This is a genomic window from Pseudomonas sp. ACN5, assembly GCF_002303975.1.
GTDB classification, from domain to species: domain Bacteria; phylum Pseudomonadota; class Gammaproteobacteria; order Pseudomonadales; family Pseudomonadaceae; genus Aquipseudomonas; species Aquipseudomonas laurylsulfatiphila.
On sequence record NZ_MRCP01000008.1, the window covers coordinates 291,961 to 315,230 of the forward strand.

17 protein-coding genes and 1 rRNA gene are annotated in these 23,270 nt (G+C 61.6%); 6 read left to right on the forward strand and 12 right to left on the reverse strand.

The window, feature by feature from the left end:
• Positions 1-166: 166 nt before the first annotated feature.
• The 5 genes from BSF40_RS17325 to BSF40_RS17345 all read right to left on the reverse strand — a co-directional run bounded on the left by BSF40_RS17325 (position 167) and on the right by BSF40_RS17345 (position 6,095).
• On the reverse strand, positions 167-1,624 hold the full coding sequence (locus BSF40_RS17325) for an amidohydrolase family protein (RefSeq protein ID WP_095965974.1): 1,458 nt from the start codon (positions 1,622-1,624) through the stop codon (positions 167-169).
• A gap of 77 nt (positions 1,625-1,701) precedes the next feature.
• The gene (locus BSF40_RS17330) at positions 1,702-3,147 is read right to left on the reverse strand and encodes a SulP family inorganic anion transporter (protein ID WP_095965975.1); all 1,446 of its coding nucleotides are present in this window, start codon (positions 3,145-3,147) and stop codon (positions 1,702-1,704) included.
• 202 nt (positions 3,148-3,349) lie between these two features.
• Positions 3,350-4,243: an NAD-dependent epimerase/dehydratase family protein gene (locus BSF40_RS17335; protein WP_095965976.1), complete on the reverse strand. Its 894-nt coding sequence runs from the start codon at positions 4,241-4,243 to the stop codon at positions 3,350-3,352.
• 103 nt (positions 4,244-4,346) lie between these two features.
• Entirely contained in the window at positions 4,347-5,258 is a 912-nt protein-coding gene (locus tag BSF40_RS17340) for a LysR family transcriptional regulator (protein WP_095965977.1), read from the reverse strand.
• Between the two features lie 246 nt (positions 5,259-5,504).
• Positions 5,505-6,095: an NAD(P)H-dependent oxidoreductase gene (locus tag BSF40_RS17345; RefSeq protein WP_095965978.1), complete on the reverse strand. Its 591-nt coding sequence runs from the start codon at positions 6,093-6,095 to the stop codon at positions 5,505-5,507.
• Between the two features lie 163 nt (positions 6,096-6,258).
• Here BSF40_RS17345 and BSF40_RS17350 point away from each other — a divergent pair, with 163 nt between their 5' ends.
• On the forward strand, positions 6,259-6,573 hold the full coding sequence (locus BSF40_RS17350) for a putative quinol monooxygenase (RefSeq protein ID WP_095965979.1): 315 nt from the start codon (positions 6,259-6,261) through the stop codon (positions 6,571-6,573).
• On the opposite strand, the gene BSF40_RS17355 is transcribed toward BSF40_RS17350, so the two are convergent.
• Complete coding sequence (locus BSF40_RS17355) at positions 6,563-7,327, reverse strand: sulfite exporter TauE/SafE family protein (protein WP_095965980.1); 765 nt, start codon at positions 7,325-7,327, stop codon at positions 6,563-6,565. The genes BSF40_RS17350 and BSF40_RS17355 overlap by 11 nt on opposite strands.
• A 203-nt stretch (positions 7,328-7,530) precedes the next feature.
• Here BSF40_RS17355 and BSF40_RS17360 point away from each other — a divergent pair, with 203 nt between their 5' ends.
• The 4 genes from BSF40_RS17360 (at position 7,531) to BSF40_RS17375 (ending at position 9,908) form a co-directional block, all read left to right on the forward strand.
• On the forward strand, positions 7,531-8,415 hold the full coding sequence (locus tag BSF40_RS17360; protein WP_095965981.1) for a LysR family transcriptional regulator: 885 nt from the start codon (positions 7,531-7,533) through the stop codon (positions 8,413-8,415).
• 42 nt (positions 8,416-8,457) lie between these two features.
• A complete protein-coding gene (locus BSF40_RS17365) occupies positions 8,458-9,036 on the forward strand; it encodes an NAD(P)H-dependent oxidoreductase (protein ID WP_095965982.1) in 579 nt (192 codons plus the stop codon).
• A gap of 49 nt (positions 9,037-9,085) precedes the next feature.
• Complete coding sequence (locus BSF40_RS17370; RefSeq protein WP_095965983.1) at positions 9,086-9,457, forward strand: MerR family transcriptional regulator; 372 nt, start codon at positions 9,086-9,088, stop codon at positions 9,455-9,457.
• Positions 9,458-9,563: 106 nt separating this feature from the next.
• Positions 9,564-9,908 carry a cupin domain-containing protein gene (locus BSF40_RS17375; protein ID WP_007900627.1) on the forward strand — a complete coding sequence of 115 codons (345 nt, stop codon included), beginning with the start codon at positions 9,564-9,566 and terminating at the stop codon, positions 9,906-9,908.
• Between the two features lie 161 nt (positions 9,909-10,069).
• Here the strand turns inward: BSF40_RS17375 and mmsB are convergent, their stop codons facing one another.
• Positions 10,070-10,957, reverse strand: a complete 888-nt coding sequence (gene mmsB / locus BSF40_RS17380; protein WP_095965984.1) for a 3-hydroxyisobutyrate dehydrogenase — start codon at positions 10,955-10,957, stop codon at positions 10,070-10,072.
• Positions 10,958-10,967: 10 nt separating this feature from the next.
• Positions 10,968-12,494: a CoA-acylating methylmalonate-semialdehyde dehydrogenase gene (locus BSF40_RS17385; RefSeq protein WP_007973225.1), complete on the reverse strand. Its 1,527-nt coding sequence runs from the start codon at positions 12,492-12,494 to the stop codon at positions 10,968-10,970.
• A gap of 150 nt (positions 12,495-12,644) precedes the next feature.
• On the opposite strand from BSF40_RS17385, the gene BSF40_RS17390 reads away from it, so the two are divergent.
• Positions 12,645-13,592 carry a LysR family transcriptional regulator gene (locus tag BSF40_RS17390; protein ID WP_095965985.1) on the forward strand — a complete coding sequence of 316 codons (948 nt, stop codon included), beginning with the start codon at positions 12,645-12,647 and terminating at the stop codon, positions 13,590-13,592.
• Between the two features lie 92 nt (positions 13,593-13,684).
• On the opposite strand, the gene recD is transcribed toward BSF40_RS17390, so the two are convergent.
• The 4 genes from recD to rrf all read right to left on the reverse strand — a co-directional run.
• Positions 13,685-15,787 carry an exodeoxyribonuclease V subunit alpha gene (gene recD, locus BSF40_RS17395; RefSeq protein ID WP_095965986.1) on the reverse strand — a complete coding sequence of 701 codons (2,103 nt, stop codon included), beginning with the start codon at positions 15,785-15,787 and terminating at the stop codon, positions 13,685-13,687.
• Positions 15,784-19,473 carry an exodeoxyribonuclease V subunit beta gene (recB, locus tag BSF40_RS17400; RefSeq protein WP_095965987.1) on the reverse strand — a complete coding sequence of 1,230 codons (3,690 nt, stop codon included), beginning with the start codon at positions 19,471-19,473 and terminating at the stop codon, positions 15,784-15,786. The genes recD and recB overlap by 4 nt, the downstream gene beginning before the upstream one ends.
• Positions 19,473-22,922, reverse strand: coding sequence for an exodeoxyribonuclease V subunit gamma (gene recC / locus BSF40_RS17405; RefSeq protein WP_095965988.1), 3,450 nt, complete (start codon positions 22,920-22,922; stop codon positions 19,473-19,475). The genes recB and recC overlap by 1 nt, the downstream gene beginning before the upstream one ends.
• 238 nt (positions 22,923-23,160) lie before the next feature.
• Positions 23,161-23,270 (reverse strand): 5S ribosomal RNA (gene rrf / locus BSF40_RS17410); the annotation flags it as partial.

Sequence of the window (23,270 nt, forward strand, 5' to 3'; positions counted from 1 at the left end):
TCAACGATAACGCGTTTTGCCTGGCTAAACGCGGCGCTTCTGACTCCATCGCGAGCAAGCTCGCTCCTACATGACTGAACAGCATCAGGTTGTCGGGCTTGATGTCAGCAATTCGGGATTACTTAATTGCACATTGCCACCATCCGATCTTTTCGCCCCACCTCAATCAATGAAACCCGTCACGCAAATCCCCTTGCCGCGCCAAAAACCGCCCTTCCCTGCGTCCGTTGGCCTGGCCATCGAGGTAACTCAACACACCGTTGACCCACACCCCTTCAATGCCCACCGCCGCCCGCTGCGGATCGTTGAAATCGGCGACATCACGGATGGTCGCCGGATCGAACAACACCAGGTCCGCCCAATGGCCTTCGCGTATTTCACCGCGCTCCTTCAAACCAAAGCGTGCCGCCGACAGCCCGGTCATTTTGTGCACGGCGGTGTGCAGCGGGAACAGCCCTACGTCACGGCTGAAATGTCCGAGCACCCTGGGGAATGCGCCCCACAGGCGTGGGTGTGGGAACGGGTCTTCCGGCAAGCCGTCGGAGCCGACCATCGACAGCGGATGCGCGAGGATCCGGCGCACATCCGCCTCATCCATGCCGTAGTACACCGCACCGGCCGGCTGCAGTTGGCGGGCGGCATCGAGCAACGACAGGTTCCATTCGGCGGCGATCTCCATCAGGTCGCGGCCGCCCATCTCCGGATGCGGCGTCGACCAGGTGATGGTGATGCGGTGGGCATCGGTCACCTGCTTGAGGTCCAGGGTCGATGAACTCGCGGCGTAGGGATAACAGTCGCAGCCCACCGGGTGGCTCTTCGCCGCCTGTTCGAGGGACGCCAGCAACTGTGGACTGCGCCCCCAGTTACCGGCACCGGCACATTTGAGGTGGGAAATGATCACCGGGCTTTGCGCATGGCGGCCGATCCGGAACGCCTCGTCCATGGCCTCCAGCACCGGTTCGAATTCACTGCGCAAATGGGTCGTGTAGACCGCGCCGAACGCGGTCAACTCTTCGGTCAGTTGCATCACTTCATCGGTCGATGAGCAGAAGGCACTGGCATAGGCAAGGCCGGTGGACAGGCCCAGCGCACCGGCCTCAAGGCTTTCGCGCAGCTGCTCGCGCATCGCGGTGATTTCTTCGGTTGTGGCGGTACGGAACAGATCGTCGAGGTGGTTGCTGCGCAATGCGGTATGACCCACCAAAGCGGCGACGTTCAGCGTGGTATTCGCCGCTTCGACCGCCGCCCGATAGTCGCGGAAGGTCGGATAAACGAACGCAGCGGCCGTGCCGAGCAGGTTCATCGGATCCGGCGGATCACCGCGCAAACTCACCGGTGAAGCACTGATCCCACAGTTGCCGACGATCACAGTGGTCACGCCCTGGCTGAGCTTGGGCAGCATCTGCGGTTGGCGAATGACCACGGTGTCGTCATGGGTGTGCACGTCGATGAAACCCGGCGCCAGCACATGGCCCTGTGCGTCGATTTCTTCGGTGGCACGGGCATCGCGCAAGTCGCCGATACGCTTGATGCGTCCGTTGAGAATGGCCACGTCGGCGGGGTAACCGGGGCTGTTGCGGCCGTCGATGATCAGGGCGTTGCGAATCAGCGTGTCGTACTGCATGTCAGTCTCCCTGCGGCAGGTGATCATCACCGACCGATCTTTCCCCGCTCAGCGTGGGAAAGATCGAATGGCTGATTTCAGTCATGCTGCATCCGGGCGCGCTTGAGCAGCTTTTTGCAGCGCTCGGACAAGTGCAGCACTCGCAAGTGTTTTCCAGCCTTGGCGTAGCGCTCGCGCAAGGTGCCCAGCGCGGCGATGGCCGAGTAGTCGACAAAGCTCAGGTGCTGGCAATCCAGGGTCACTTGCGCCGGGTCATTGGCCGGATCGAACTGATTGAGAAAGGGTGTGGTCGAGGCGAAGAACAGCGTGCCATGCACCCGATACAGCTTGCTGCCGTCGTTCTCCAGATGACTGTCGGCATACAGCTGACGGGCCTGCTGCCAGGCAAAGTTCAGCGCCGCAATGATGATGCCGCAGAGCACCGCGGTGGCCAGGTCGGTGAACACAGTAATCACTGTCACCGCGATGATCACCAGCACGTCGTTGAGCGGCACCTTGTTCAGCACCCGCAACGAGGCCCAGGCAAAAGTCTGTTGCGACACCACGAACATCACCCCGACCAGCGCGGCCAATGGAATACGCTCGATCAGCGGCGACAGAAACAGGATGAACAGCAGGATCGACACCCCGGCCACCACCCCGGACAAGCGACCGCGGCCACCGGAACTGAGGTTGATCACGGTCTGGCCGATCATGGCGCAACCGCCCATGCCGCCGAATGCACCGGACACCACATTCGCCGCTCCCAGCGCCACGCACTCGCGGTCCGGGTAGCCACGGCTCTCGGTGATTTCGTCGGTGAGGTTGAGGGTCAGCAGGGTTTCCAGCAACCCGACCAGCGCCATCAGGATCGCGTAGGGCGCGATGATGCGCAGGGTGTCCAGATTCCACGCAATGTCCGGCAGCGCCAGCGTCGGCAGGCCACCGGCAATGTGCGCCATGTCGCCCAGGGTGCGGGTTGGCAAGCCAAGCAGATACACCGCCAGGCCCACGCCGAGAATCGCCACCAGCGCCGGCGGTACGGTGCGGGTCAGGCGCGGCAGTACGTAGACAACGGCCATGGTCACCGCGACCAGGCCAAGCATCATGTACAGCGGCGTGCCGCTCAGCCAGGCCTCACCGTCCTTGAAGTGCTCCAGTTGCGCCAGGGCAATGATGATCGCCAGGCCGTTGACGAAACCGAGCATCACCGGGTGCGGCACCATGCGCACCAGTTTGCCGAGCTTGAGCAGCCCGAACGCCATCATGATCAGCCCGCCCAGCAACACCGTGGCCAGCAAATACTGCACGCCGTGTTGCACCACCAGCGCGACGATCACCACGGCCATCGAGCCGGCCGCGCCGGACACCATGCCCGGTCGCCCGCCGAAGAGCGCGGTCAGGGTGCAGATGATGAACGCGCCATAGAGCCCCATCAGCGGATTGAGGTGGGCCACCAGGGCGAAAGCGATGCACTCGGGCAACAGGGCGAAGGAGGTGGTAAGCCCGGCCAGGACATCGGCGCGTAGACGTTTTGCTTTCATGGGGGGGACCGCACACAGGGAGAGACGAAAAAGAGTGTGCGGATGTTACGGAATCGAGGACGGCCCGACCAGTTAATGGGCTGCTGAAAAAGCTTCGCGAGCAAGCCCGCTCCCACATTCGATCGCACTCCTTCCGACGGAGCGCGATCAATTGTGGGAGCGGGCTTGCTCGCGAAGAACGATGACGCGGTCTAAAGCAAACTCAAACCATCTCGTCGCGAATCCACTCAACCACCGAAGTGCGCTTGGGCACCCACCCCAACAGTTCCCGCGCATGTTTGCCGCGCACCCGACTGTTGGAACCCAGACCATAGTTGGCCATTTCGTAGCCCCACTCGGCTTCGGCATCCTTAAGCGGCCAGTCCTGCGGCTCGCCCAGGTTCAGTACCCGAGCCATCGCTTTGGTCATGTCGATGAACGACGCTTCACCGCTTTCAACGAAGTAGAACGTGCCGGGTACATTGTTAGTCAGCGCCAGCAGGTATAGCGCAACCACGTCCTCGATGTGCACGTTGGACCAGATGTTGCGGCCCGTGCCGACGTGGCGCACCACACCGCTTTTGCGCGCCTGTTTGAGCAGGCGTGGCAGCTGAACGCTGTCGCGATGGACACCCAGGCTGTGGCCGTAGATCAAGGTGTTGCAGATCACTGCCGAGTTCACCCCCTCCATGGCCGCCGCCAGGATCAGGCGATCGATGGCCACGCGCGCCGCCTTGTCGACAGTCGGTTCCGGCAAATGGTCTTCGAAGTAGATGACATCACTGGATTGACCGCCCGAGGCATCCCCGACAATGCTCGAACCGCTGGTGTGCAGGAACACTTTGCCAGAGCCGCGCAAGGCATCGAGCAAGGCTTCCACCGCGCCACGATGATCGCTGCTGGCCGCGTTGATCACTGCATCGGCTGCAAGCGCCTGATCGGTCAACAGGTCGCGGTCGTCCAGACTGCCCACCACCGGAGAAATGCCCAAAGCACGCAGCTCATCGGCCTGTTCGGCGCTGCGCACCAGACCGGTGACAGCGTGGCCGGCCTGGACCAGGCCCGTGGCGATGGAGCCGCCAATAAATCCGGCAGCGCCGGTGACGAATACGTTCATGGAGAAACTCCCTGCGTGGGTAAGTGATGCAGGGAGTATCAAGGAGCGATGACTGCTGAAAAATGCCCTCTGACCCAATTCAATTTTGCGCAGGGATCACGAATCAGCCTTTGAAATCCGCGCTCGCATAATCCGCCAACTTGCCCTGGATAAAGTCCAGGAAGCATTGAATCCGCAAGGCCAGTTGCGAGTTGCGGTAGTACACCGCATTGATCGGCTGGCGATAGCCGCTGTTGAATTCGGCCAGTAACACTTTCAAGCGTCCGGCACGAATGTCCTCGATGGTCATGAAGTGCGACAGGCTGGCGATGCCCTGGCCGTCCAGTGCCAGATGGCGGATGGTCTCGCCGCTGGAGGCGCTGATCGACGCCTGGATCGGCCAGCGATCGCCATGCACGTAACGCAGCGGCCATTGGTTGAGGCCTTCGTTCTGGGTGAACCCCAGCAGCGTATGGTTGGTCAGGTCAGCCACGGCTTGCGGTGTGCCGTGCTTTTCCAGGTAGGCCGGGCTGGCGACGATGTGCAGCGGGCTGCAACCCAGGGAGCGGGCATGCAGTGTCGAGTCGGTCAGGGTGCCAATGCGAATGGCGATGTCGGTGCTCTGTTCCAGCAGGTCGATGATCAAGTCGTTGCTGTTGAGTTCGAGCTGGATGTCGGGGTAAAGCCTGCGGAATTCATCGATGTAGGGCACGATGGCGTGCAGCATGAAGGGTGATGCCGCGTTGATCCGCAGGCGCCCGGACGGTGTTTGCTGGCGTGAAGACAGGCGCTCTTCGAGCTCGTCCATCTGATCGAGAATGCGCTTGGCATGCTCGAAGAAATACTTGCCCTCCTCGGTCAGGTCCATGCGTCGCGTGGTGCGATTGATCAAGGTGGTGTCGAGCTTGGCCTCCAGGCGCGACAGCGTGCGGCTGACCGCCGAAGGCGTTTGCCCGACCTGCTCGGCCGCCGCAGAAATCGACCCGCATTCAATCACGCAGACGAATATCTGCAATTCATCGGATCTGGCTTTCACGTGTGTCCCTTATCGATAGTCCTGCGCCGTTCTACTGGGCACATATAAACCATTATGGCGAGGGGGCTTGCCCCCGTTCGGCGGCGGAGCCGTCGTAAAGTCGGCAAACCCGCAGTACCTGCATAACCACATGCGCCGGTTTTGGGTCCGCTTCGCGCACCAACGGGAGCAAGCTCCCTCGCCACAAAAGCCCCCTCGCCACAGGAACGGTGCCGGACTCAAATAATCGATAGTAGCCCGAAACAGTTACGCCGACAGGCCAAACACCTCAATCAAATGCTGCTCATAACGCGCCACGTCGCCCTCGATGTTCGGGCGCTTCATCACGTCCACACAGAGGAACGTCGGCAAACCGGTCATGCCCAGGAACTCGTTGGCCTTGTGGAACGGGAAGTAAACCGCGTCCACACCTTTGGCTTCGAAGAAATCGGTCGGGTCATCGAAGGCTTGCTGCGGCGCGTTCCAGGTCAGCGACAACATGTATTGCTTGCCGTGAATCAGGCCGCCGCTGCCGTACTTCTGCGACGCGTCCGAACGGGTGCGACCGTCGCTGGCATAGAGGCTGCCATGACCTTCGGTGAAGACTTCATCAATGTACTTCTTCACGGTCCACGGCGCGCCCATCCACCAGCCGGGCATCTGGTAAATGATCACGTCGGCCCAGAGAAACTTGGCCACTTCTTCGGCGACGTCGTAGCCCTCGTCGATGAAGGTGGTTTTGATATCCACACCACCGCGATCCAGCACGCTCAACGCGGCTTCATGCAGGGTGGTGTTGTAGCGGCCGTCGGAGTGCGCAAATTGTTTGCCGCCGTTGAGCAACAGGACTTTTTTCATGGAAGGTCTCGGAAAGGGTCGGGAATTCAATAGCGGCAGAGTACCGATCGGCCTCGCGCGGAATAAGCGTCGATTTGGCAAAATTCATTTGACCCACAAGCACGAATCCACAGTCGATTGTTGCCTTAGACTGGCGCCCATTCTGACCTGAGGAGAGATGTAGATGAGTGAAATCCAGGGCTTCATCCTGCACGCCAAGACCCGTCCGGAAAAATCCGACGCCTTCGAAGCGTTTTTCAGCGGCTACGTGCAAGCAAGCCGCGCCGAACCCGGTTGCATCGAATACCACATGCTGCGCGACAAACAGGACCCGACCCTGTTCATCTTCTACGAGATCTGGCAGTCCCAGGCCCATCTGGATGTGCACTCGAACCTGCCGCACATGAAGCAATTCCTCAAGCAGCGCGATGAATACCTGGAACGGGACTTCGACATCCGCGCCATCGACATGATCAGCCCGTCGTCCGCTAGCCGCTGATCAGCAAATGGCCGCCAAGCCCCCCCAGGCCAACGAAAAACACGCGCTTGAACCACAAGGCGCTGATCCGCTGGCGCAGCGATTGTCCCAGCCACATGCCGAGCATGGCCGGGATCAGCGCCAGCAGCGACGCGCTCAACTCGCCCCCACCGAGCGCGCCGCGCCATAACAAGCCACCGGCCAGGGCCAGGGTCGAGACGGTGAACGACAGGCCCAGCGCCTGCACCAGTTCGTCCCGGCTCAAACCCAGCGCTTGCAGATAGGGCACCGCCGGAATCACGAACACGCCGGTGGCCGAAGTGATGACGCCGGTCAGCAGGCCACACAGTGGACCGAGCCAGTTTTCGCTGCGCCGCCCCACACGCAAGGCCGGCAGGCACAATCCGCTCAGCGCATACAGCAACAACGCAGCGCCCAACCCTCGCACCACCCAATGGCCACCGCTCATGCCGATCCACAGCGTGCCTGCCCCGGTGCCGATGAAAATCGCCAGCAACATCGGCCACAGTCGTTTGACCAGCACGGACAAATGCCCGCCGAATGCCAGTTGCCAGACGTTGGTGAGCGTTGCCGGAATGATCAATAGCGCGGCTGCCTGCGACGGCGCCATAGCCAGACCCAGCAGTCCCATGGCAACCGTTGGCAGGCCGAGGCCGATCACGCCCTTGATCATGCCGGCCAGCACAAAAGTACCGATCACCAACAGTGACAGGGCCAATCCGAGATTCTGGTAAAACGCCGAGAGAGTGTTCATGGGGCTATGGTGGGCCCGCGGGCGTTGATTGAAAATCTGCCATATACTGAGGCTGCCTCTTGCTTTGACAGAGGCTGAGAATTTCGCTGAAGCGACTGGCCCCTTCGCGAGCAAGCCCGCTCCCACAGGTGACGCGATCCACTGTGGGAGCGGGCTTGCTCGCGAAGGGGCCAGTCCAGACAGCAAATAAACCGGGGATGACAATGCACTTCGACCTGACCGACCTGCGCCTGTACCTGAACATCCTCGACTCCGGCAACATCACCGCCGGCGCCGCACGCAGTCATCTGTCACTCGCGGCGGCCAGCGCACGAATTCGCGCCATGGAGGCATCACTGGGCGTCGAGTTTCTTCAGCGCAACCGTCGCGGGGTCAGCCCGACGCCGGCCGGCGATGCTCTGGCCCGGCACGCCCGGGTTCTGCTGCAACAGGCCGAACGCCTGCAACAGGAACTGGCCGAATACGCCAAGGGCGTCAAAGGCCAGGTGCGGCTGCTGTGCAATACCACGGCGATCACCGAGTACCTGCCGGAGTTGCTCGCGGACTTCCTGCACAACCACCCCAACCTCGACATCGACCTGCAGGAACTGCCCAGCGCCCGCATCACTCACGCCTTGCGCCAGGGCGCGGCGGACTTGGGCATCGTTTCCGACGCGGTGGACACCGATGACTTGCAGACCCGAGCATTCCGCGATGATCCGCTGGTGCTGATCATGCCCCGCGATCACTCCCTGGCACAGGCAACCTCGGTGAGCTTCACCGACACGCTGCATCACGACTACGTCGGCCTGAATGCCAACAGCGCGCTGGCGGTGTATCTCGAAGAACAGGCACTGCACGCCGGCCTGCGCATGCAGATTCGCATCCGCGCCGATGGCTTCGATGGCGTGATGCGCATGGTCGCCCGTGGGGCGGGCCTGGCGATTGTGCCGCTGGCCGCGGTCGAGCGCGGGTCAGGCGGCCTGCCCTTCAAGAGCCTCGCCCTGCAGGAACCCTGGGGCCAACGCAAATTGCTGCTCTGTGCACGGGACTTCGCCGCATTGCCCGGTTATGCCGAGGCGTTGCTGCACGCCTTGACTCTCCCCTGAGGGGCAGACTTTATCCTTGAGGTTTGATCTTCAAGGACAGCGATGATGGGTAAACGAATACTGGTGATCCTCGGGCATCCATCCGGCAACAGCTTCTGCGCCGCCCTTGCCGAGCGTTACACACTGTCGGCCGTGCGCGCCGGGCATGAGGTGCGTCAGTTGTTTCTCGGCACCCTGGATTTTGACCCGGTGCTGCGCGAAGGTTATCAGCAGGTTCAGCCACTGGAGGCCGACTTGCGTAACGCCCAGGCCGACATCCTGTGGGCCGAACAGCTGACGCTGGTTTATCCAATCTGGTGGGGCGGCGTACCGGCCTTGCTCAAGGGCTTTTTCGACCGGGTGTTCTTGCCGGGTTTTGCCTTCAAGTATCGCCAGGGCAAAGCCTTCCCCGACAAACTCCTGCGCGGCCGAACCGCCCACCTGCTGGTGACCATGGACACGCCGCCCTGGTACTACCGCTGGATCTACCGCATGCCCGGCTTGCATCAGGTCCGTAAAACCACACTGGAATTCTGTGGCATCAAGCCAACCCGAACCCTCACCTTCGGGCCCATTCTCGGCGCCAGCGCAGACCGGCATGCGGCCTGGTTACGCCAGGCCGAAGCTATCGCCAGCGCGTGAGTCGGTCGATAATGCGCCGAGCTTTATCTTCGGAGAAAAGGACCTTCCCATGTACATCGGCCAAGCCGCGCAACGTTCCGGAACCACTGTCAAAAGCATCCGTCACTACGAGTCGATTGGCCTGCTGCCTGCCGCCCGACGTCAGGGCAAATACCGCATCTATGACCAGCACAGTGTCGATCTGCTGATGTTCATCAAATGTGCGCAGCAGCTGGGTTTCAGACTCAAGGAATTGCAGTCAGCCTTCGCCGGACATCAGGGTCCGCCGTTGCCATGGGAACGGGCCCATCAGGTCATCGCCAGCAAAAAACGGGAAATCGCCGAACGGATAGCGGCGCTGTCGCAACAGCACGCGCAATTGGTCGAGTTCGAAAGCAGCCTCGAACAATCCAGGCTCGACTGCCCGTTGACCCGTCTTTGAGGGCTGTGCGTTTCTGGACAGCTCAGTGTCGAGCACAGACAACTGATACACGGACAGGCGCTATAGGGTGCGACTTCAGTTCTTGAGCCCACTGCCCGGAGTCATCATGACCGCACCGATTACCGTTCTTCGCGACACCCACCCGCTGCCCGTGCTCGACGCCTGCAAATGGGAAAAGCTCGAAGGCGACCCGCACACCGTCAACCTCAACGCCTACACCAGTGAAGACGGCAGCAAGATCATGGGCACCTGGATCTGCACGCCCGGCAAGTGGTACGTGGAATATGTGAAGTGGGAGTACTGCCATTTCCAGGAAGGCTACTGCATCATCACCCCAGAAGGCATGGCGCCGATCCACCTGCGTGCTGGGGACATCTTTGTCATCGAGCCCGGGATGAAAGGCACCTGGGAAGTGGTGGAGACCGTGCGCAAATATTTCGTGTTTGCCTGATACAAAAAAACCGGGGGATCACCCGACGTGATCTCCCGGTAAATATCTTTGGGTACATGCAATTTTTGTAGGAGCGAGCTTGCTCGCGAAAAACCCGAGAACAACGCGGGGTGTCAGCCTCCCCGCATTATCGTTAACGACCATCGCGAGCAAGCTCGCTCCTACAAGGGTTTGCGATAGCTGTTGATGATCGCCGAGAAGTCGTTGCCGCCTTCCCCACGCAAACTCATCGCCTGATACAGCTGCTGTGCCACCGCGCCAAGCACCACCGGCTGGTGCGCCTGACGCGCCGCTTCAGTGGCCAGCCCCAGATCCTTGAGCATCAGTTCGGCCCCGAAGCCGCCGGTGTAGCCGCGCGACGCCGGTGCTGTTTCGACGATGCCCGGCCACGGGTTGTACATCTCCGAACTCCAGCAACGACCGGTGGAACTGTTGATGATGCCCGCCAGCACCTTGGTGTCGATGCCCAGGGCATCACCCAGGGCCATGGCTTCGCTGACGCCGACCATGGAAATCCCCAGCAGCAGGTTGTTGCAGATTTTAGCGATTTGCCCGGTGCCGACCTCACCACAATGGACGATGTTGCGGCCCATCTGCGCCAGTACCGGCTGCAGGGTGGCGAACAGTTCAGGCGTGGCGCCGACCATAAAGGTCAGGGTCCCGGCGGCGGCACCACCGGTACCGCCAGAGACCGGCGCATCGGCCATGGTCACGCCCTGTTTGGCAGCGGCGGCGGCCACGTCCCGTGCGGTCTGCGGATCGATGGTGCTGCAATCGACGGCCGGTACGCCTTTGCCGATACCGGCGAGCACGCCGTCTTCACCCAGCCACACACTGCGCACATGCACCGCGGCAGGCAGCATGGTGATGACCAGTTCGGCGCCCTCCGCCGCTTCACGGGCCGATGCACTGATACTGCCGCCCAGCTGTTCCAGCTCCGCCAGCACAGCCTTGTTCAGGTCTACCAGGCGCAGCGCATGGCCGGCCTTGATCAGGTTGCGCGCCATCGGCGCGCCCATGTTACCCAGACCGATAAAAGCGATTTTCATGTCCGGCTCCTTATCGCAGGTTGATCGTGGTGTTCACACCGTCGTTAACGCTGTTGTCATCGAACCAGCGACTGGTGACGGTCTTGGTCTGAGTGTAGAACTGCACCACTTGCTTGCCGTACGGACCGAGGTCGCCGAGCTTGGAGCCGCGCGAGCCGGTGAAGCTGAAGAACGGGACCGGCACCGGAATCGGGATGTTGATACCGACCTGGCCGACATCGATCTCGCTCTGGAATTTACGTGCCGCCGCACCGCTCTGGGTGAACAGGCCCGTGCCGTTGCCGAACGGGTTGGCGTTGACCAGGGCGATGGCCTCGTCGAGGGTGGCGACTTCCAGCACCACCAGCACCGGGCCGAAGATTTCCTGGGTGTAGATCTGCATGTCGGGGGTCACGCCGGAAAACAGGGTCGGGCCGACAAAGTTGCCCTTCTCGTAACCTGGAACCGAGATCTCGCGACCGTCCAGTTCAAGTTTGGCGCCTTCCTTGATGCCGCTTTCGATCAGGTCGAGAATCCGCGCCTTGGCCTTTTTCGAAATCACCGGACCGACATCGGTGCCCGGCTCGCTGCCGGCATTGACCTTGAGTTTTTGCGCCAGCGCCTTGAGGTCCGGCAGCCATTGCTTGGCCGCCCCCACCAGCACCACCACCGAGGTGGCCATGCAGCGTTGACCGGCAGCACCGAAGCCGGCACCCACCAGCGCATTCAGCGCTTGTTCGCGATTGGCGTCCGGCAGCACCACGGCGTGGTTCTTGGCGCCCATCATCGATTGCACGCGCTTGCCGTGTTTACCGGCCAGGTCATAGACATGAGTACCGACGGCGGTCGAACCGACGAAGGAAACCGCCTTGATGTCCTTGTGGGTGCAGAGCCCATCCACCACATCCTTGCCGCCATGCACGACGTTGAGCACGCCGGCCGGAATACCCGCCTCGATCGCCAGCTCCACCAGGAGCATGGTCGACATCGGGTCCTGTTCAGACGGCTTGAGCACGAAGGTGTTACCGCAGGCGATGGCCATCGGGAACATCCACAACGGGATCATCGCCGGGAAGTTGAACGGGGTAATGCCCGCGCACACGCCGATCGGCTGGCGCAGGGTGTAGGTGTCGACGCCACCGGCGACGTTTTCAGCGAATTCGCCCATTTGCAGGCTGCCGATGGAGCAGGCGTGCTCGACCACTTCCAGGCCACGGAAAATATCGCCTTCGGCGTCGGCAATGGTCTTGCCCTGCTCGGCGCTCAGGACCGCGGCGATGCGCTTGGAGTGCTCGCGAATCAGCGCCTGGAGCTTGAGCATGATGCGCATCCGCGCGCCGATGGGCGTCAGCTTCCAGGTCTGGAAAGCACGATGAGCGGCGCTGATGGCGGCGTCGACTTCTTCGGCGGTGGCAAACGGCACTTTGGCCAGCACTTGCTGGGTCGCCGGGTTGACGATGTCGTGCCATTCGGTGGACTTGGACTCGACCCACTCGCCGTCGATCAACAGTTTGACCTTTTGCACGGTGGTGTCATTGGGCGTGAGCGATGCGTTCATGTGAGTCTCCGGATCTTTGTTGTTATCTTGGGAGCCCGGGCGAAAGGGTCGCCCTGAGATGAGCTGTTTGTCGCGAATTGGTTCTCGGACTGTTTTTGGAGTATAGATGTGCAAACTTCTGATAAGAACGCACATAAAAACCGGTCCAACATGCAAAAAAACATCACCTCCCTCGGTTCGCTGAACTGGGATGACCTCAAGTTTTTCCTTGAAGTCGCCCGCACCCGCAAGGCCAGCACCGCGGCCAAGCGCCTGGCGGTGGACTACACCACGGTATCGCGGCGCATCAGTTCGCTGGAAACGGCGCTGGGCACCTTGCTGTTCGAGAAGTCCCGGACCAACGGCTTTGTCCTGACTGCCGAAGGCCAGCGGTTGATGGGGTATGCCGAATCGATCGAAAGCACCTTGCACATGGCGTGCGAGCAGGTTTCCGGGTCCGGCGTGGCGCTGTCCGGTCATGTGCGCATGGGCTGCACCGAAGGCTTCGGCAGCTTTTTCATCACGCCGCAGTTGAGCCACTTCGTCGACACCTACCCGGCGATCTCGGTGGACATCCTGCCGCTGCCGCACTTCATCAGCCTGTCCAAGCGCGAGGCCGACATCGTCATCGCCCTGGAACGTCCGGAGCATGGCCCGTACGTCTGCTGCAAACTGTGCGACTACCGGTTGCAGCTGTACGCGACCCAGGATTATCTCGATAACCACCCGGCCATCCACCGCCCGACAGACCTGGCGAAACATTCGTTTATCAGTTACGTCGACGACCTGGCGTTCAGCTCGGAGCTGTTGTACCTGGCCAATGTACTGCCAGGCGCCAGCGCCAACCTGCGCAGCACCAGTGTGATCGCGCAGTTCGTGGCGGCGCAGCAAGGGCGCTCACTGGCGATCCTGCCGTGCTTCCTCGCCACTCAAGACCCGCGCCTGCTGCCGGTGTTGCCGCAGGAAATCAACATCACCCGACAGTTCTGGATGTACTGCCGCGAAGACCTGCGCAAGCTCAAGCGGATCACCCTGTTGTGGGATTACATCCGCCAGGTGACCGAGCAGAATCAGGGCCTGTTGATGGGGGAAAGCCGGGAGATGTTGTTTGCCGATTAGTCGGAGCTGACCACGATTGCGCCCCAGCGGTTCCCGGTGCGGCCACGAACTACGCGGCCTCAGACAATTTCCTACAACCTGTCACTGACCTTTCAGCCTGCGGGCCCGCTGTCTTCCTTCAGCTCCAGCATCAGCCCGCTCAAGCGCTTGACCCGGCGTTTAACCGCCTCTTCAAACACGCCCGCGCGCGATTCGATCAGGGTGAACCAATCCTTGGCCCGGGTAATCCCGGTGTAGATCAATTCCTTGGTGAGGACCGGATTCAAGGCGTCAGGAAGAATCAACGCGGTGTGCGCGAACTCCGAGCCCTGGGATTTATGCACAGTCATGGCGTACACGGTTTCGACATCATTCAGACGGCTTGGCAGGACAAATCGCACGCCGCCCTGGCCGTCATTGCGTGGGAACGCCACACGCAAAACCTGTTTTCCGTGGCCCTCCTGCTCCGGGAGCTTGAGAGCGATACCAATATCGCCGTTCATCAAACCCAGCCCGTAATCGTTGCGGGTCATCAGCACGGGGCGACCTTCGTACCACTGCTGGTCGCTGTCGATCAGGCGTGCCCTGAGCAACGCCTCCGTCACTCGCTGGTTCAGGCCCTCCACACCCCACGGCCCCTTGCGCACGGCACATAACAGCTGGAACGCGTCGAAGGCTTGCAACACCTCCCGGGCCCAGTCGGTCCAGCTCGAATCGTCCAGCGGGCTGTCGAGTGGCGGCCGCTGTTTGCGCAGTAAGGTCAGGTAATGCCGATAACCCTGCGGACCCTCACCATGGCCTTCGAGCAGCAAACGCTCCAGGGTCCGGTCTTGCTCGCCCTTGAGGGACAAGCCATACACATCGTCATGGCTTCGTGCGGACAACAACTTGCGGGCTTCTTCCGGTTGCTGCTGGTTGACCCAACGAGCGAGCTGACCAATGCCACTGCCCTCACCGAATCGCCGGGAATGACGCAACATCACCACCTGTTGGGCCAGTGGATGAGCGCCCTGTGTATCCTCCTGCAATCCGCCGGCCTGCAGGCTTTCGCCACTGACGGCTTCCAGCCACTGGCGTGTCTGCGGGCTGTACCAGCCAGCCTCCGCGTCGCGACACAGATCCCCCAGTACCGCACCGGCTTCTACCGAAGCCAGCTGGTCCTTGTCCCCCAACAGCACGAGGCGCGCATGGGCCGGCAAAGCGTCGAGCAGATTGGCCATCATTTCCAGGTCGATCATCGAGGCCTCGTCCACCACCAGCACATCCAGCGGCAGGCGATTGCCCGCGTGGTGCCGGAAATGACGTGTCCCGGGGCGGCTGCCCAGCAGACGGTGAACGGTGGTGACGTCGGACGGGATCTTCTCGCGTATGGCTTCGCTGACCTTCAGGGTCCGGACTTGCTGGCTGATGGACTCTGTCAGACGCGCCGCGGCCTTGCCGGTCGGTGCGGCGAGGCGAATGCGCAAAGGCATGCCGGCCTCGACCGCCGGCGCCTGGAGCAACGCCAGCAAGCGCACGACGGTGGTGGTCTTGCCGGTTCCCGGCCCCCCCGTCACGATGCTGAAGGCGCTGCGGGTCGCCAGGGCGCAGGCCAGCTTCTGCCAGTCGATCACTTCACCCGGCCGGGCAGGCCCAAACAAACCGGTGAGGCGCTGCAGCAGGTCGTTCGGCGTGGACTCGTGCTCCGCCAGGCGCTCGCGTAGCGAAAGGTCGATCCGCCGCTCGTAGGCCCAATAGCGGCGCAGGTACAAGCGTTTGCCCGATAACACCAAAGGTCGGTCACGCACGTTGTCACGGCTGTCAGCGGCCAGGGCGACCAGGTTGCTGGCGGCCAGCACCTTGCACCAATGAGCACCGTCCAGCGATCCGAGCAATTGCGACGGCAACAGCATGGCGCCGCCTTGAACGTCACCTTCGGGTGGTAATGACAGGGCGAAGTCCGGTTCTTTCAGCGTTTCGAACAGGTCGAGGCAGACATGCCCGTGGCCCAATTGGTGGCTGGTCAACGCCGCTGCCAGCAAGACCAACGGATCATCCTCCGGGGCCAGCTCATGCAGAAACGCCACAAAGGCTTTGTCCAGCGCGCGCAGCCAGCCACGTTCGACCCAACGCGTGAGCAGCAACAGCAAATCGTCGGCACGACTCAGCGGCGCCAGATCGGTCAGGCTTTCGGCTGCCAGCGATGTCGGCAGCAAATCGGTGAAGGTGCGACTCATAACAGTACTCCCTGCTCCCAGGCGGGCTCGGCCTTGGGCTCTGGCTTGCCTTGGAACAGCCTGTCCAGGCGCTCGATCAGTTCTCTTGGCGGACGGGTGAAAAACACCCCCTGGCTGGCCGCACGCGTACCCCGCAGGAACAGGTACAACGCACCGCCGACATGCCGGTCGTAGTCGTAATCGGCGAGCCGCGCCTTGAGCTGGCGATGCAGGGCCAACAGGTACAACACGTATTGCAGGTCATAGCGGTTGTCGAGAATCGACTGCTCCATGGCCGGCACGGTGTAGGCCGCATCATCGGCGCCAAGCCAGTTGGATTTGTAGTCGGCAACGTAATAGCGGCCGTTGTGCTCGAACGTCAGGTCGATGAAGCCCTTGAACATGCCGTTGAGCAGCACCGGTTCGGCGGCCACCCGGGCCACGCCGTCATGGGTGTACTGACACACCAGCGCATCGAGCTTGAGTACATCGACCTTGTGGCTGGCGAACCAGAATTCCATCTCGACCTGGTATTGCGTCAACTGCGCGAATATCACCGGCGCCTGATCGGCACCCAGTTGCAACGGCGACTTGAGCAGATGCTGCAGCCAGTCACTCAGCGTGGTGATCCAGCCCTCCCAGCCTCGGCGATTGCAGCGACGGGCAATCGCGTCGGTCACCTCCTGGGGTGCCGCGGCAAACCCCTCGCCCCCCGCCCATTCGAGCAGACCATGGAGGAAAGTGCCGGGGTTCGGCCCGCGCGGGAAGCGATGGATATCGCCGCCACTGGCCACCACTTCCCTGGGAGCCTGCGGGTCGAGACGTTCGTCATCGAACAGTTTTTGCGCCTGTGGACTCTCGGGCGCCTCGTCCGTGCCGACACTCAGGGTGTCGCCAATGCGCAATGCGCTGTAAGAGGCGATCCACCAGTTTTCACTGGCCTTGCGTTTCGGGATCAGCGGAGCCAGCAGCGCCGCGTCGTTTTGCGGTGGCAGGTAATGCTCTGTTGTCGCGTCAGGCATCTGGGCATAGGCCAGCGCCGGGCAGTCCTGTTGCAGGTCGCGCAACCACTGCTGCAACGCCGGGGAGTCGGCCAATGGTGCACCGCCACCCAACAGATAACCCAAGGCCGACAGATGCAGCACCGAACCATTGTTGTTGCCGCGCTTGAGGTCAGCCACCCCCAGCCAGCAGGCGTGCTGCGCCCGGGTCAGGGCGACATAGAACAAGCGTAGATCCTCGGCCAGACGCTCATCGTCGGCCAGGGCAATCAATTCTGGCGTCGGCTTCAACGTGACCTGGGCATTGCCTGATTCATCGTGGTAGTGCAACGGCAGGCGGCTGCCATCCACCGGTTTCGCCGAACAGATGAACGGCAGGAACACCAAGGGGTATTCAAGGCCTTTGGACTTGTGGATGGTCACGACCTTGACCAGTTGTTCATCACTTTCCAGACGCAGAATCTGCTCCTCGCCTGCCTGCCCGGACAACGCCAGATGCTCGGACAGATGCCGGATCAGCGCTTGTTCGCCGTCGAGTTCGGCGGCTGCCTGTTGCAGCAGTTCGGACAGGTGCAGGAGGTTCGTCAGGACCCGCTCGCCGTCACTGCGGGCGATCAACGCCTGGGGCAGGCTGAAGTCGTGCAGCAAACGGCGCAGCATCGGCAAAACACCCTGCTTGCGCCAGACTTCGCGATAGCCACGGAACTGCATGACCCGGGACTCCCAGGCCAATTCGTCCTGATTCAAGCGCTCCAGCTCGGTCAACGAAAGGTTCAAGGTGATGCTGGCCAACGCAGCCCGCAGCGGGCGCTCGACATCCGGCTCGGCGCAGGCCTTGAGCCAGGTCAGCACGTCATGCGCCTCCTGGGCGGCGAACACCGAGTCCTTGTCCGACAGGTAGACACTGCGCACGCCCCGTGCAGCCAATTCGCCACGCACCGCCTGCGCTTCCTTGCCATCGCGCACCAGGATGGCGATGTCCGCCGGCAGCAGGCCCCTGAAGGCTTTGCCGTCCTGGGTGAATCCCGCTTGCCCCTGCTGCCCGCCATTGAGCAATGCCGTGATTTCACTGGCGCAGGCCGCCGCCAGATGTTGCCGGTACACCGCACCGGACAACGGTTGTTCGGCCGCCAAGTGCCAGATGTTCAAGGCCGCGACTGCCTGATTATTGATATGCAGGACTTCTTTGCGGCCCTGGGAGGCCACCGGCATGAACGGAACCGGGTTGGCGCCATTCGGTTCCCGAAAGAGGAATGCGCCCCGTCCCGACTCCCGGGCTTCGGCACGCTCGAACACATGGTTCACCGCGTTGACCATGCCATGGCTTGAGCGGAAGTTGGTGCCCAGGGTGTGCAGGCGGCCGGTGGTGGCCTGGCGGGCGCGCAGGTAGGTATGGATGTCGGCCCCGCGAAAAGCGTAGATCGCCTGTTTCGGGTCGCCAATCAGGAACAGGCCGCACTCGGGGCTGTTCTCTTCAATGCGGTAGATGCTCTCGAAGATCCGGTATTGCACCGGGTCGGTGTCCTGGAACTCATCGATCAGGGCGACCGGAAACTGTTCACGTATCAGGGTGGCCAGCCGCTCGCCGCCATCGGACTGCAAGGCGGCATCAAGGCGCAGCAACATGTCATCGAAGCCCATTTCCGCACGACGGCGTTTCTCTTCTTCGAATCGTGCCCCGACCCAGCGGGCGGCATGTTGCAGCACGGCAGCATCGGGCGTTGGCAACCCGTCGAGACAGGCCTTGAGACCGGCCATCGCATCGAGCGCCGGATGTCGAGGCGCTTCGCCCTTCCAGGCTTCGGCCATGCCATCCGGGGTCAGGCGCGTGAAACCGGTGCCGATATCCAGTTGCTCGAGAGATTCGTCTTCGGCCCAGGCTTTGATTTTTTCGAACCAGGGCTCGAAATAGCGCGCCTGCATCTTGCGACCGTCGACAGCCTTGCTGGCAACACCCTGGTGACAGATCGCAAGTAACTCGCCCGCCCACTGCGGCCATGGCTTCTTGAGCTCGATCAGGGCAGCCCGTCGCTCTTGCAAGCATTGCGAAATTATCTCGGCGGGCTCTTTGCCTTGAAGCGTATCGCGCTCACTGGCAAACAGCGCACGAATCCGCGGCAGCAGCGCCGCCGGACCGCCCCAATTGCTGCGCACCCAATTCAGCGCATCACCTTGCATCGGGTAGCAGAACAGCCGCCAGTAATCGCGCAGGACCTCCCCCAGCAAATCGCTGTGGTCGGTTTCCAGGGTCTGGGTAAACAGGCTGCCGCTGTCGAAGGCGTGCTCGCGCAACATGCGCTGGCACCAACTGTGGATAGTCGACACTGCTGCCTCGTCCATCCATTGGGCGGCGATATCCAGGCGGTTTGCGCACCCGGGCCATTGCTCGGGCAAGTACTGATCACGCAGCTCGGCAATCAGGCTGTCGGGGGCAGGCGTTTCATCGCGGAAAAAGCGTGCGGCCTCGGCGAGTCGCGTGCGAATGCGTTCGCGCAACTCTTTAGTGGCGGCGTCGGTAAAGGTCACGACGAGGATTTGCGGCGGCAAGAGCTCACGTCCGAAGCCACTGTGCTCTCCACCATTGCCAAGTACCAGGCGCAGGTACAACGCGGAAATGGTGAAGGTCTTGCCGGTCCCGGCGCTGGCTTCGATCAGTTGACTGCCACGCAGCGGGAAAGCCAGGGCCAGCGGTGTCTTTGTACTCATCAACGCGACTCCTCGCTGGACAGTGAACGCCAGGGTGCTTCAAGCAGCGGGCGATAGAGCGCATCACACCAGTCGGGGAAGGTTTCATCGGCGGTCAGGGCATCGTAATCGGCGAATTGGCGTGCAAGTGCCAGACTTTCGCGCCGCTCTCCGTCCGTCGTCAGCCCGTCGCCTTCATAGGCCTTGCGCGCAGCGGCCGTGGCTTTGTCCGGGGCGGTTTGCCCCAGCCACGCGAAGGCGGTCTTGACCGCGATCGGCAGAGGCTGGCGCATGCCCGACTGCCAGGCAATCAACAGGTCACCGAGAATTTTCCGTGCCGTGGACTCGTCCATCGGTGCGAGCAACAGGCTGTCGTCGCTGGCCACCAGCGCAGTGGTCAACGCCATGCCACTGGCACAGGCCACCAGATGCGTGAGCCACGGGCGCGTGAGTCGATGCCATTTGCGCGATTTGATCGAGCCGATACTGTTGGGGATCGTCGTGACAGACAGCAAACCGCCATCAGCGCGTTGATGCAGACCGCTGAGCCAGCCCTCGATGTGCAGGCCTTGCAGTTCAAGATTGACAGGCAACGCACTGCTGAGCGGTGTCGGCCACAAAGCCAGGAGCTGTTGGTGGCGTTGCAGCAAGTCGGGCAATGGTTCGATCAATTCACGTTGCAGGCACTCACCGAAACCGGCCATGGGCAGCAGCCCGCTGTTTTGCAGGCGTTTGGCCTGATCCTCCAGTGCTTGTCCGGTATTTCCCGGATCTGCCAGCGCCGCTTCGAGCAAACGATCGCTGAGGCTGTAACGCTGCAGTGCATCCAGGACAAAAGGCTCTTCATCGGCCAACGGCACTTCAGCCGCCTCGAAGAAGACTTTCAGTCGCTGGCTGAAAAAGTGCCGTACCGGATTGCGCAGGAAGTCCTGCAGTTGACCGAGGCTGAGGGGTTCGTCCTGAACGTGAGGCTCGAGCACTTCGGCACTCGCCTGTTGCTCTGTCGCTTGATGAAGGACCTGCCATTCCGTGGCGTAGCTGAACGACTCATCTCCTTCGTGAAAGTAGCGTGCGCTGAAAGGTTGCAACGGGTGTTCCCGGGTCATGGCTTCAAGCAGATCCTCGCCACTTTGTGCCATTCGCCAACCGCTGGCCAAGTGGTCACGCAACTGGCCGATCAATACTGACGCCGGTCTCTCACTGTTGTCGCGGATGCTGCGGCCCACCCAACTGATGTAGAGCTGATCCCGTGCCGACAGCAAGGCTTCCAGTAGCAGGTAACGGTCATCTTCGCGTCGGGAGCGATCGCCTGGCCGGTAATCACTGCCCATCAGATCGAAATCCAGCGGCGGTTGCGCGCGCGGATAATCGCCGTCATTCATGCCCAGCAGGCAGACCAGCTTGAACGGGATAGCGCGCATGGGCATCAAGGTGCAGAAGTTCACCGCACCGGCCAGAAAGCGTTGGGACAAACGGCCCTGGTCCAGGCCTGCAAGCCAGGCTTCACGAACGACCGTCAGCGGCAATTCGTCCTGCAAGCCGACGGATTCGCAGGTCTCGAGCCAGGTCTCGCGCAGCTCTTCTAGCTGGGCCAGCATGTAGTCATCGTGTTCGTTGCTGGCGAGGAAGAACAACTGCACCAACGCCTGCAAGCGCAAACCCCATTGGCGCGGCGGTGCCGGCTGAGAGAGTTCGTGGTGCGCCACTTCCAGCGCGTCAAGCAGCGCAACCAGCGGACCAATGAGCGCAGCGTCCAGACCACCGATCTCGTCGTAGGGCTCGATACCCTCATAGGCATCGGCGCTGCCAACGGCATAACCGAGCAACATCCGTCGCAAGCCGAAACGCCAGCTGTTTTGCTCCAGTTCATTGGGCAGGCCGAGTCCGGCACGTTGCTCGGCATTCATGCCCCAGCGAATGCCGGCACCTTCGATCCAGCGGTGCAGGGTCGGCAGGTCACGCTCCTCGACACCAAAGCGGGCGCGCAGTGCCGGGACGTCCAGCAGGTCGAGAATCTCACTGACGGGGAATCGGCTGTCAGGCAGCTTGAGCAGGTGCTCGACCGCAATCAGCAGTGGATCGCGACCACGCTGGCCCTGGTCAGCCAGCGTAAACGGAATGAAGCGCGGGTCCTGACGGTCGAGTTGGCCAAACACGGCACGAATATGCGGGGCGTAGCTGTCGATGTCCGGGACCATCACGATGATGTCCCGGGGGCGCAATGCCGGATCGGCACTGAAGCGCGCGAGCAGTTGATCGTGGAGAATCTCGACTTCTCGCTGGGCGCTGTGGGCAATGTGAAAACGGATCGATTCGTCCGTCTGCAGATCGATGGCCGGCCAGCGCTCCCGAGTCTCGTTGAGGGGACGCAACTCGAGGATGTCATCCTGCAACTGGTTGAGCACATTCAGCGGCTGACCGTCACTGAACAGGTCGATGCGCCCGTCACGAAATGCGGAGCGATAGCTGTTGGGATCGTCGTAACTGTCGAGCAGGTTGATATAGTCCCGCCCCTGTTTACCCCAGGCAGCCAGCAGCGGGTGAGCATGCTGGTGCAGGGTTTGCGGATCGATCACTACCGGCATGCCGCTCTTGCGGGCCTGACGCTTGTATTGATGGCGCAACAGGTCTTTATCGGCGACGATGTCCGCCCAATGGTGACGACACGGGTTGTGTACGCACAGCAGGACCTGACTGAATCGTGCCAGCCCCGCCAGTGCTTCCAGGGCTTGGGCAGGCAGCGAAGAAATCCCGAAAACGATCACTCGCGAGGGCAATCCCTGGGGAGCTTTTTCGAGGTTGTTGATGCGCTCGACGAATCGCTGATGGACCCCGGCACGGCTTTGCGCCATGCCTTGCTCTCCGACATCCAGCAAGAGTGCACGCCATAACTCTGCCTGCCAGCAATTGGCCGGCGTCAGGGCTTTGGCCTCGCCCCTGGCGCTTCTTGTCTGATGTCGACCTTCTGCCCAGTCTTCAAGCCAGTCAGCCCGATAGACCTGGTACTGGTCGAACAGGTCCGCCAGACGCTCAGCCAATTGATAGCGTTTGCGCAGATCGGTGTCATGGGTCAGGAAGCGCTGCAGCGGCTCGAAGTGTGGCTGGTTGATCAACTGCGGCAGCAGGCGCATCAATCGCCAGGTCAGCGGAGCTTTATCGAGCAGGGACTTGGCCGGAATTTCATCGCGCCCAAGGACCATGCGATAGAGCTGCCACATGAAACTGCCGGGCAACTGCACGTCGATAGCGGCGGCGATTCCGCAGCCACCCATGTCGTCTTCTTCGGCATCTTCTGCCAGTGCCAGCTTCAGCCATTGGGCAATGCCGTTGCTTTGCACCAGCGCGATTTCATTCTCCAGGGGAGCCAGCGGGTAGCGCCGCATCCAGCTGACCACCAGGCTGCGCAACTCGTCGAGGCGATTACCGTGAACCACCATAAAACCAGCACTGAGGGACGTGGCGTCCGGCATAAGGCTTCCTTGGAAAACACAAATTCGAGGGACGACTTTAGCATTTGTAGGAGCGAGCTCGCTCGCGAAGGTCGTCAACGATGACGCGGGTTGCCTGGGGTAACGCGGTGCGCTGAAGTTCTTCGTCGGAACGCCGCCCGGAGCAGGCTCGCTCCTACAGGGAACAGCGTTTGAGGTGTATGGAGGCGCAAAAACAAAACCCCTACCTGCATACGCAGATAGGGGTTTCGGAATTTAATCTTGACGATGACCTACTCTCACATGGGGAAACCCCACACTACCATCGGCGATGCATCGTTTCACTGCTGAGTTCGGGATGGGATCAGGTGGTTCCAATGCTCTATGGTC

Coding starts and splice junctions, on each gene's coding strand:
- BSF40_RS17325 (WP_095965974.1), bottom strand. CDS start 1,624: ATGCAGTACGACACGCTGATTCGCAACGCCCTGATCATCGACGGCCGC.
- BSF40_RS17330 (WP_095965975.1), bottom strand. CDS start 3,147: ATGAAAGCAAAACGTCTACGCGCCGATGTCCTGGCCGGGCTTACCACC.
- BSF40_RS17335 (WP_095965976.1), bottom strand. CDS start 4,243: ATGAACGTATTCGTCACCGGCGCTGCCGGATTTATTGGCGGCTCCATC.
- BSF40_RS17345 (WP_095965978.1), bottom strand. CDS start 6,095: ATGAAAAAAGTCCTGTTGCTCAACGGCGGCAAACAATTTGCGCACTCC.
- BSF40_RS17350 (WP_095965979.1), top strand. CDS start 6,259: ATGAGTGAAATCCAGGGCTTCATCCTGCACGCCAAGACCCGTCCGGAA.
- BSF40_RS17355 (WP_095965980.1), bottom strand. CDS start 7,327: ATGAACACTCTCTCGGCGTTTTACCAGAATCTCGGATTGGCCCTGTCA.
- BSF40_RS17360 (WP_095965981.1), top strand. CDS start 7,531: ATGCACTTCGACCTGACCGACCTGCGCCTGTACCTGAACATCCTCGAC.
- BSF40_RS17365 (WP_095965982.1), top strand. CDS start 8,458: ATGATGGGTAAACGAATACTGGTGATCCTCGGGCATCCATCCGGCAAC.
- BSF40_RS17370 (WP_095965983.1), top strand. CDS start 9,086: ATGTACATCGGCCAAGCCGCGCAACGTTCCGGAACCACTGTCAAAAGC.
- BSF40_RS17375 (WP_007900627.1), top strand. CDS start 9,564: ATGACCGCACCGATTACCGTTCTTCGCGACACCCACCCGCTGCCCGTG.
- mmsB (WP_095965984.1), bottom strand. CDS start 10,957: ATGAAAATCGCTTTTATCGGTCTGGGTAACATGGGCGCGCCGATGGCG.
- BSF40_RS17385 (WP_007973225.1), bottom strand. CDS start 12,494: ATGAACGCATCGCTCACGCCCAATGACACCACCGTGCAAAAGGTCAAA.
- BSF40_RS17390 (WP_095965985.1), top strand. CDS start 12,645: ATGCAAAAAAACATCACCTCCCTCGGTTCGCTGAACTGGGATGACCTC.
- recD (WP_095965986.1), bottom strand. CDS start 15,787: ATGAGTCGCACCTTCACCGATTTGCTGCCGACATCGCTGGCAGCCGAA.
- recB (WP_095965987.1), bottom strand. CDS start 19,473: ATGAGTACAAAGACACCGCTGGCCCTGGCTTTCCCGCTGCGTGGCAGT.
- recC (WP_095965988.1), bottom strand. CDS start 22,922: ATGCCGGACGCCACGTCCCTCAGTGCTGGTTTTATGGTGGTTCACGGT.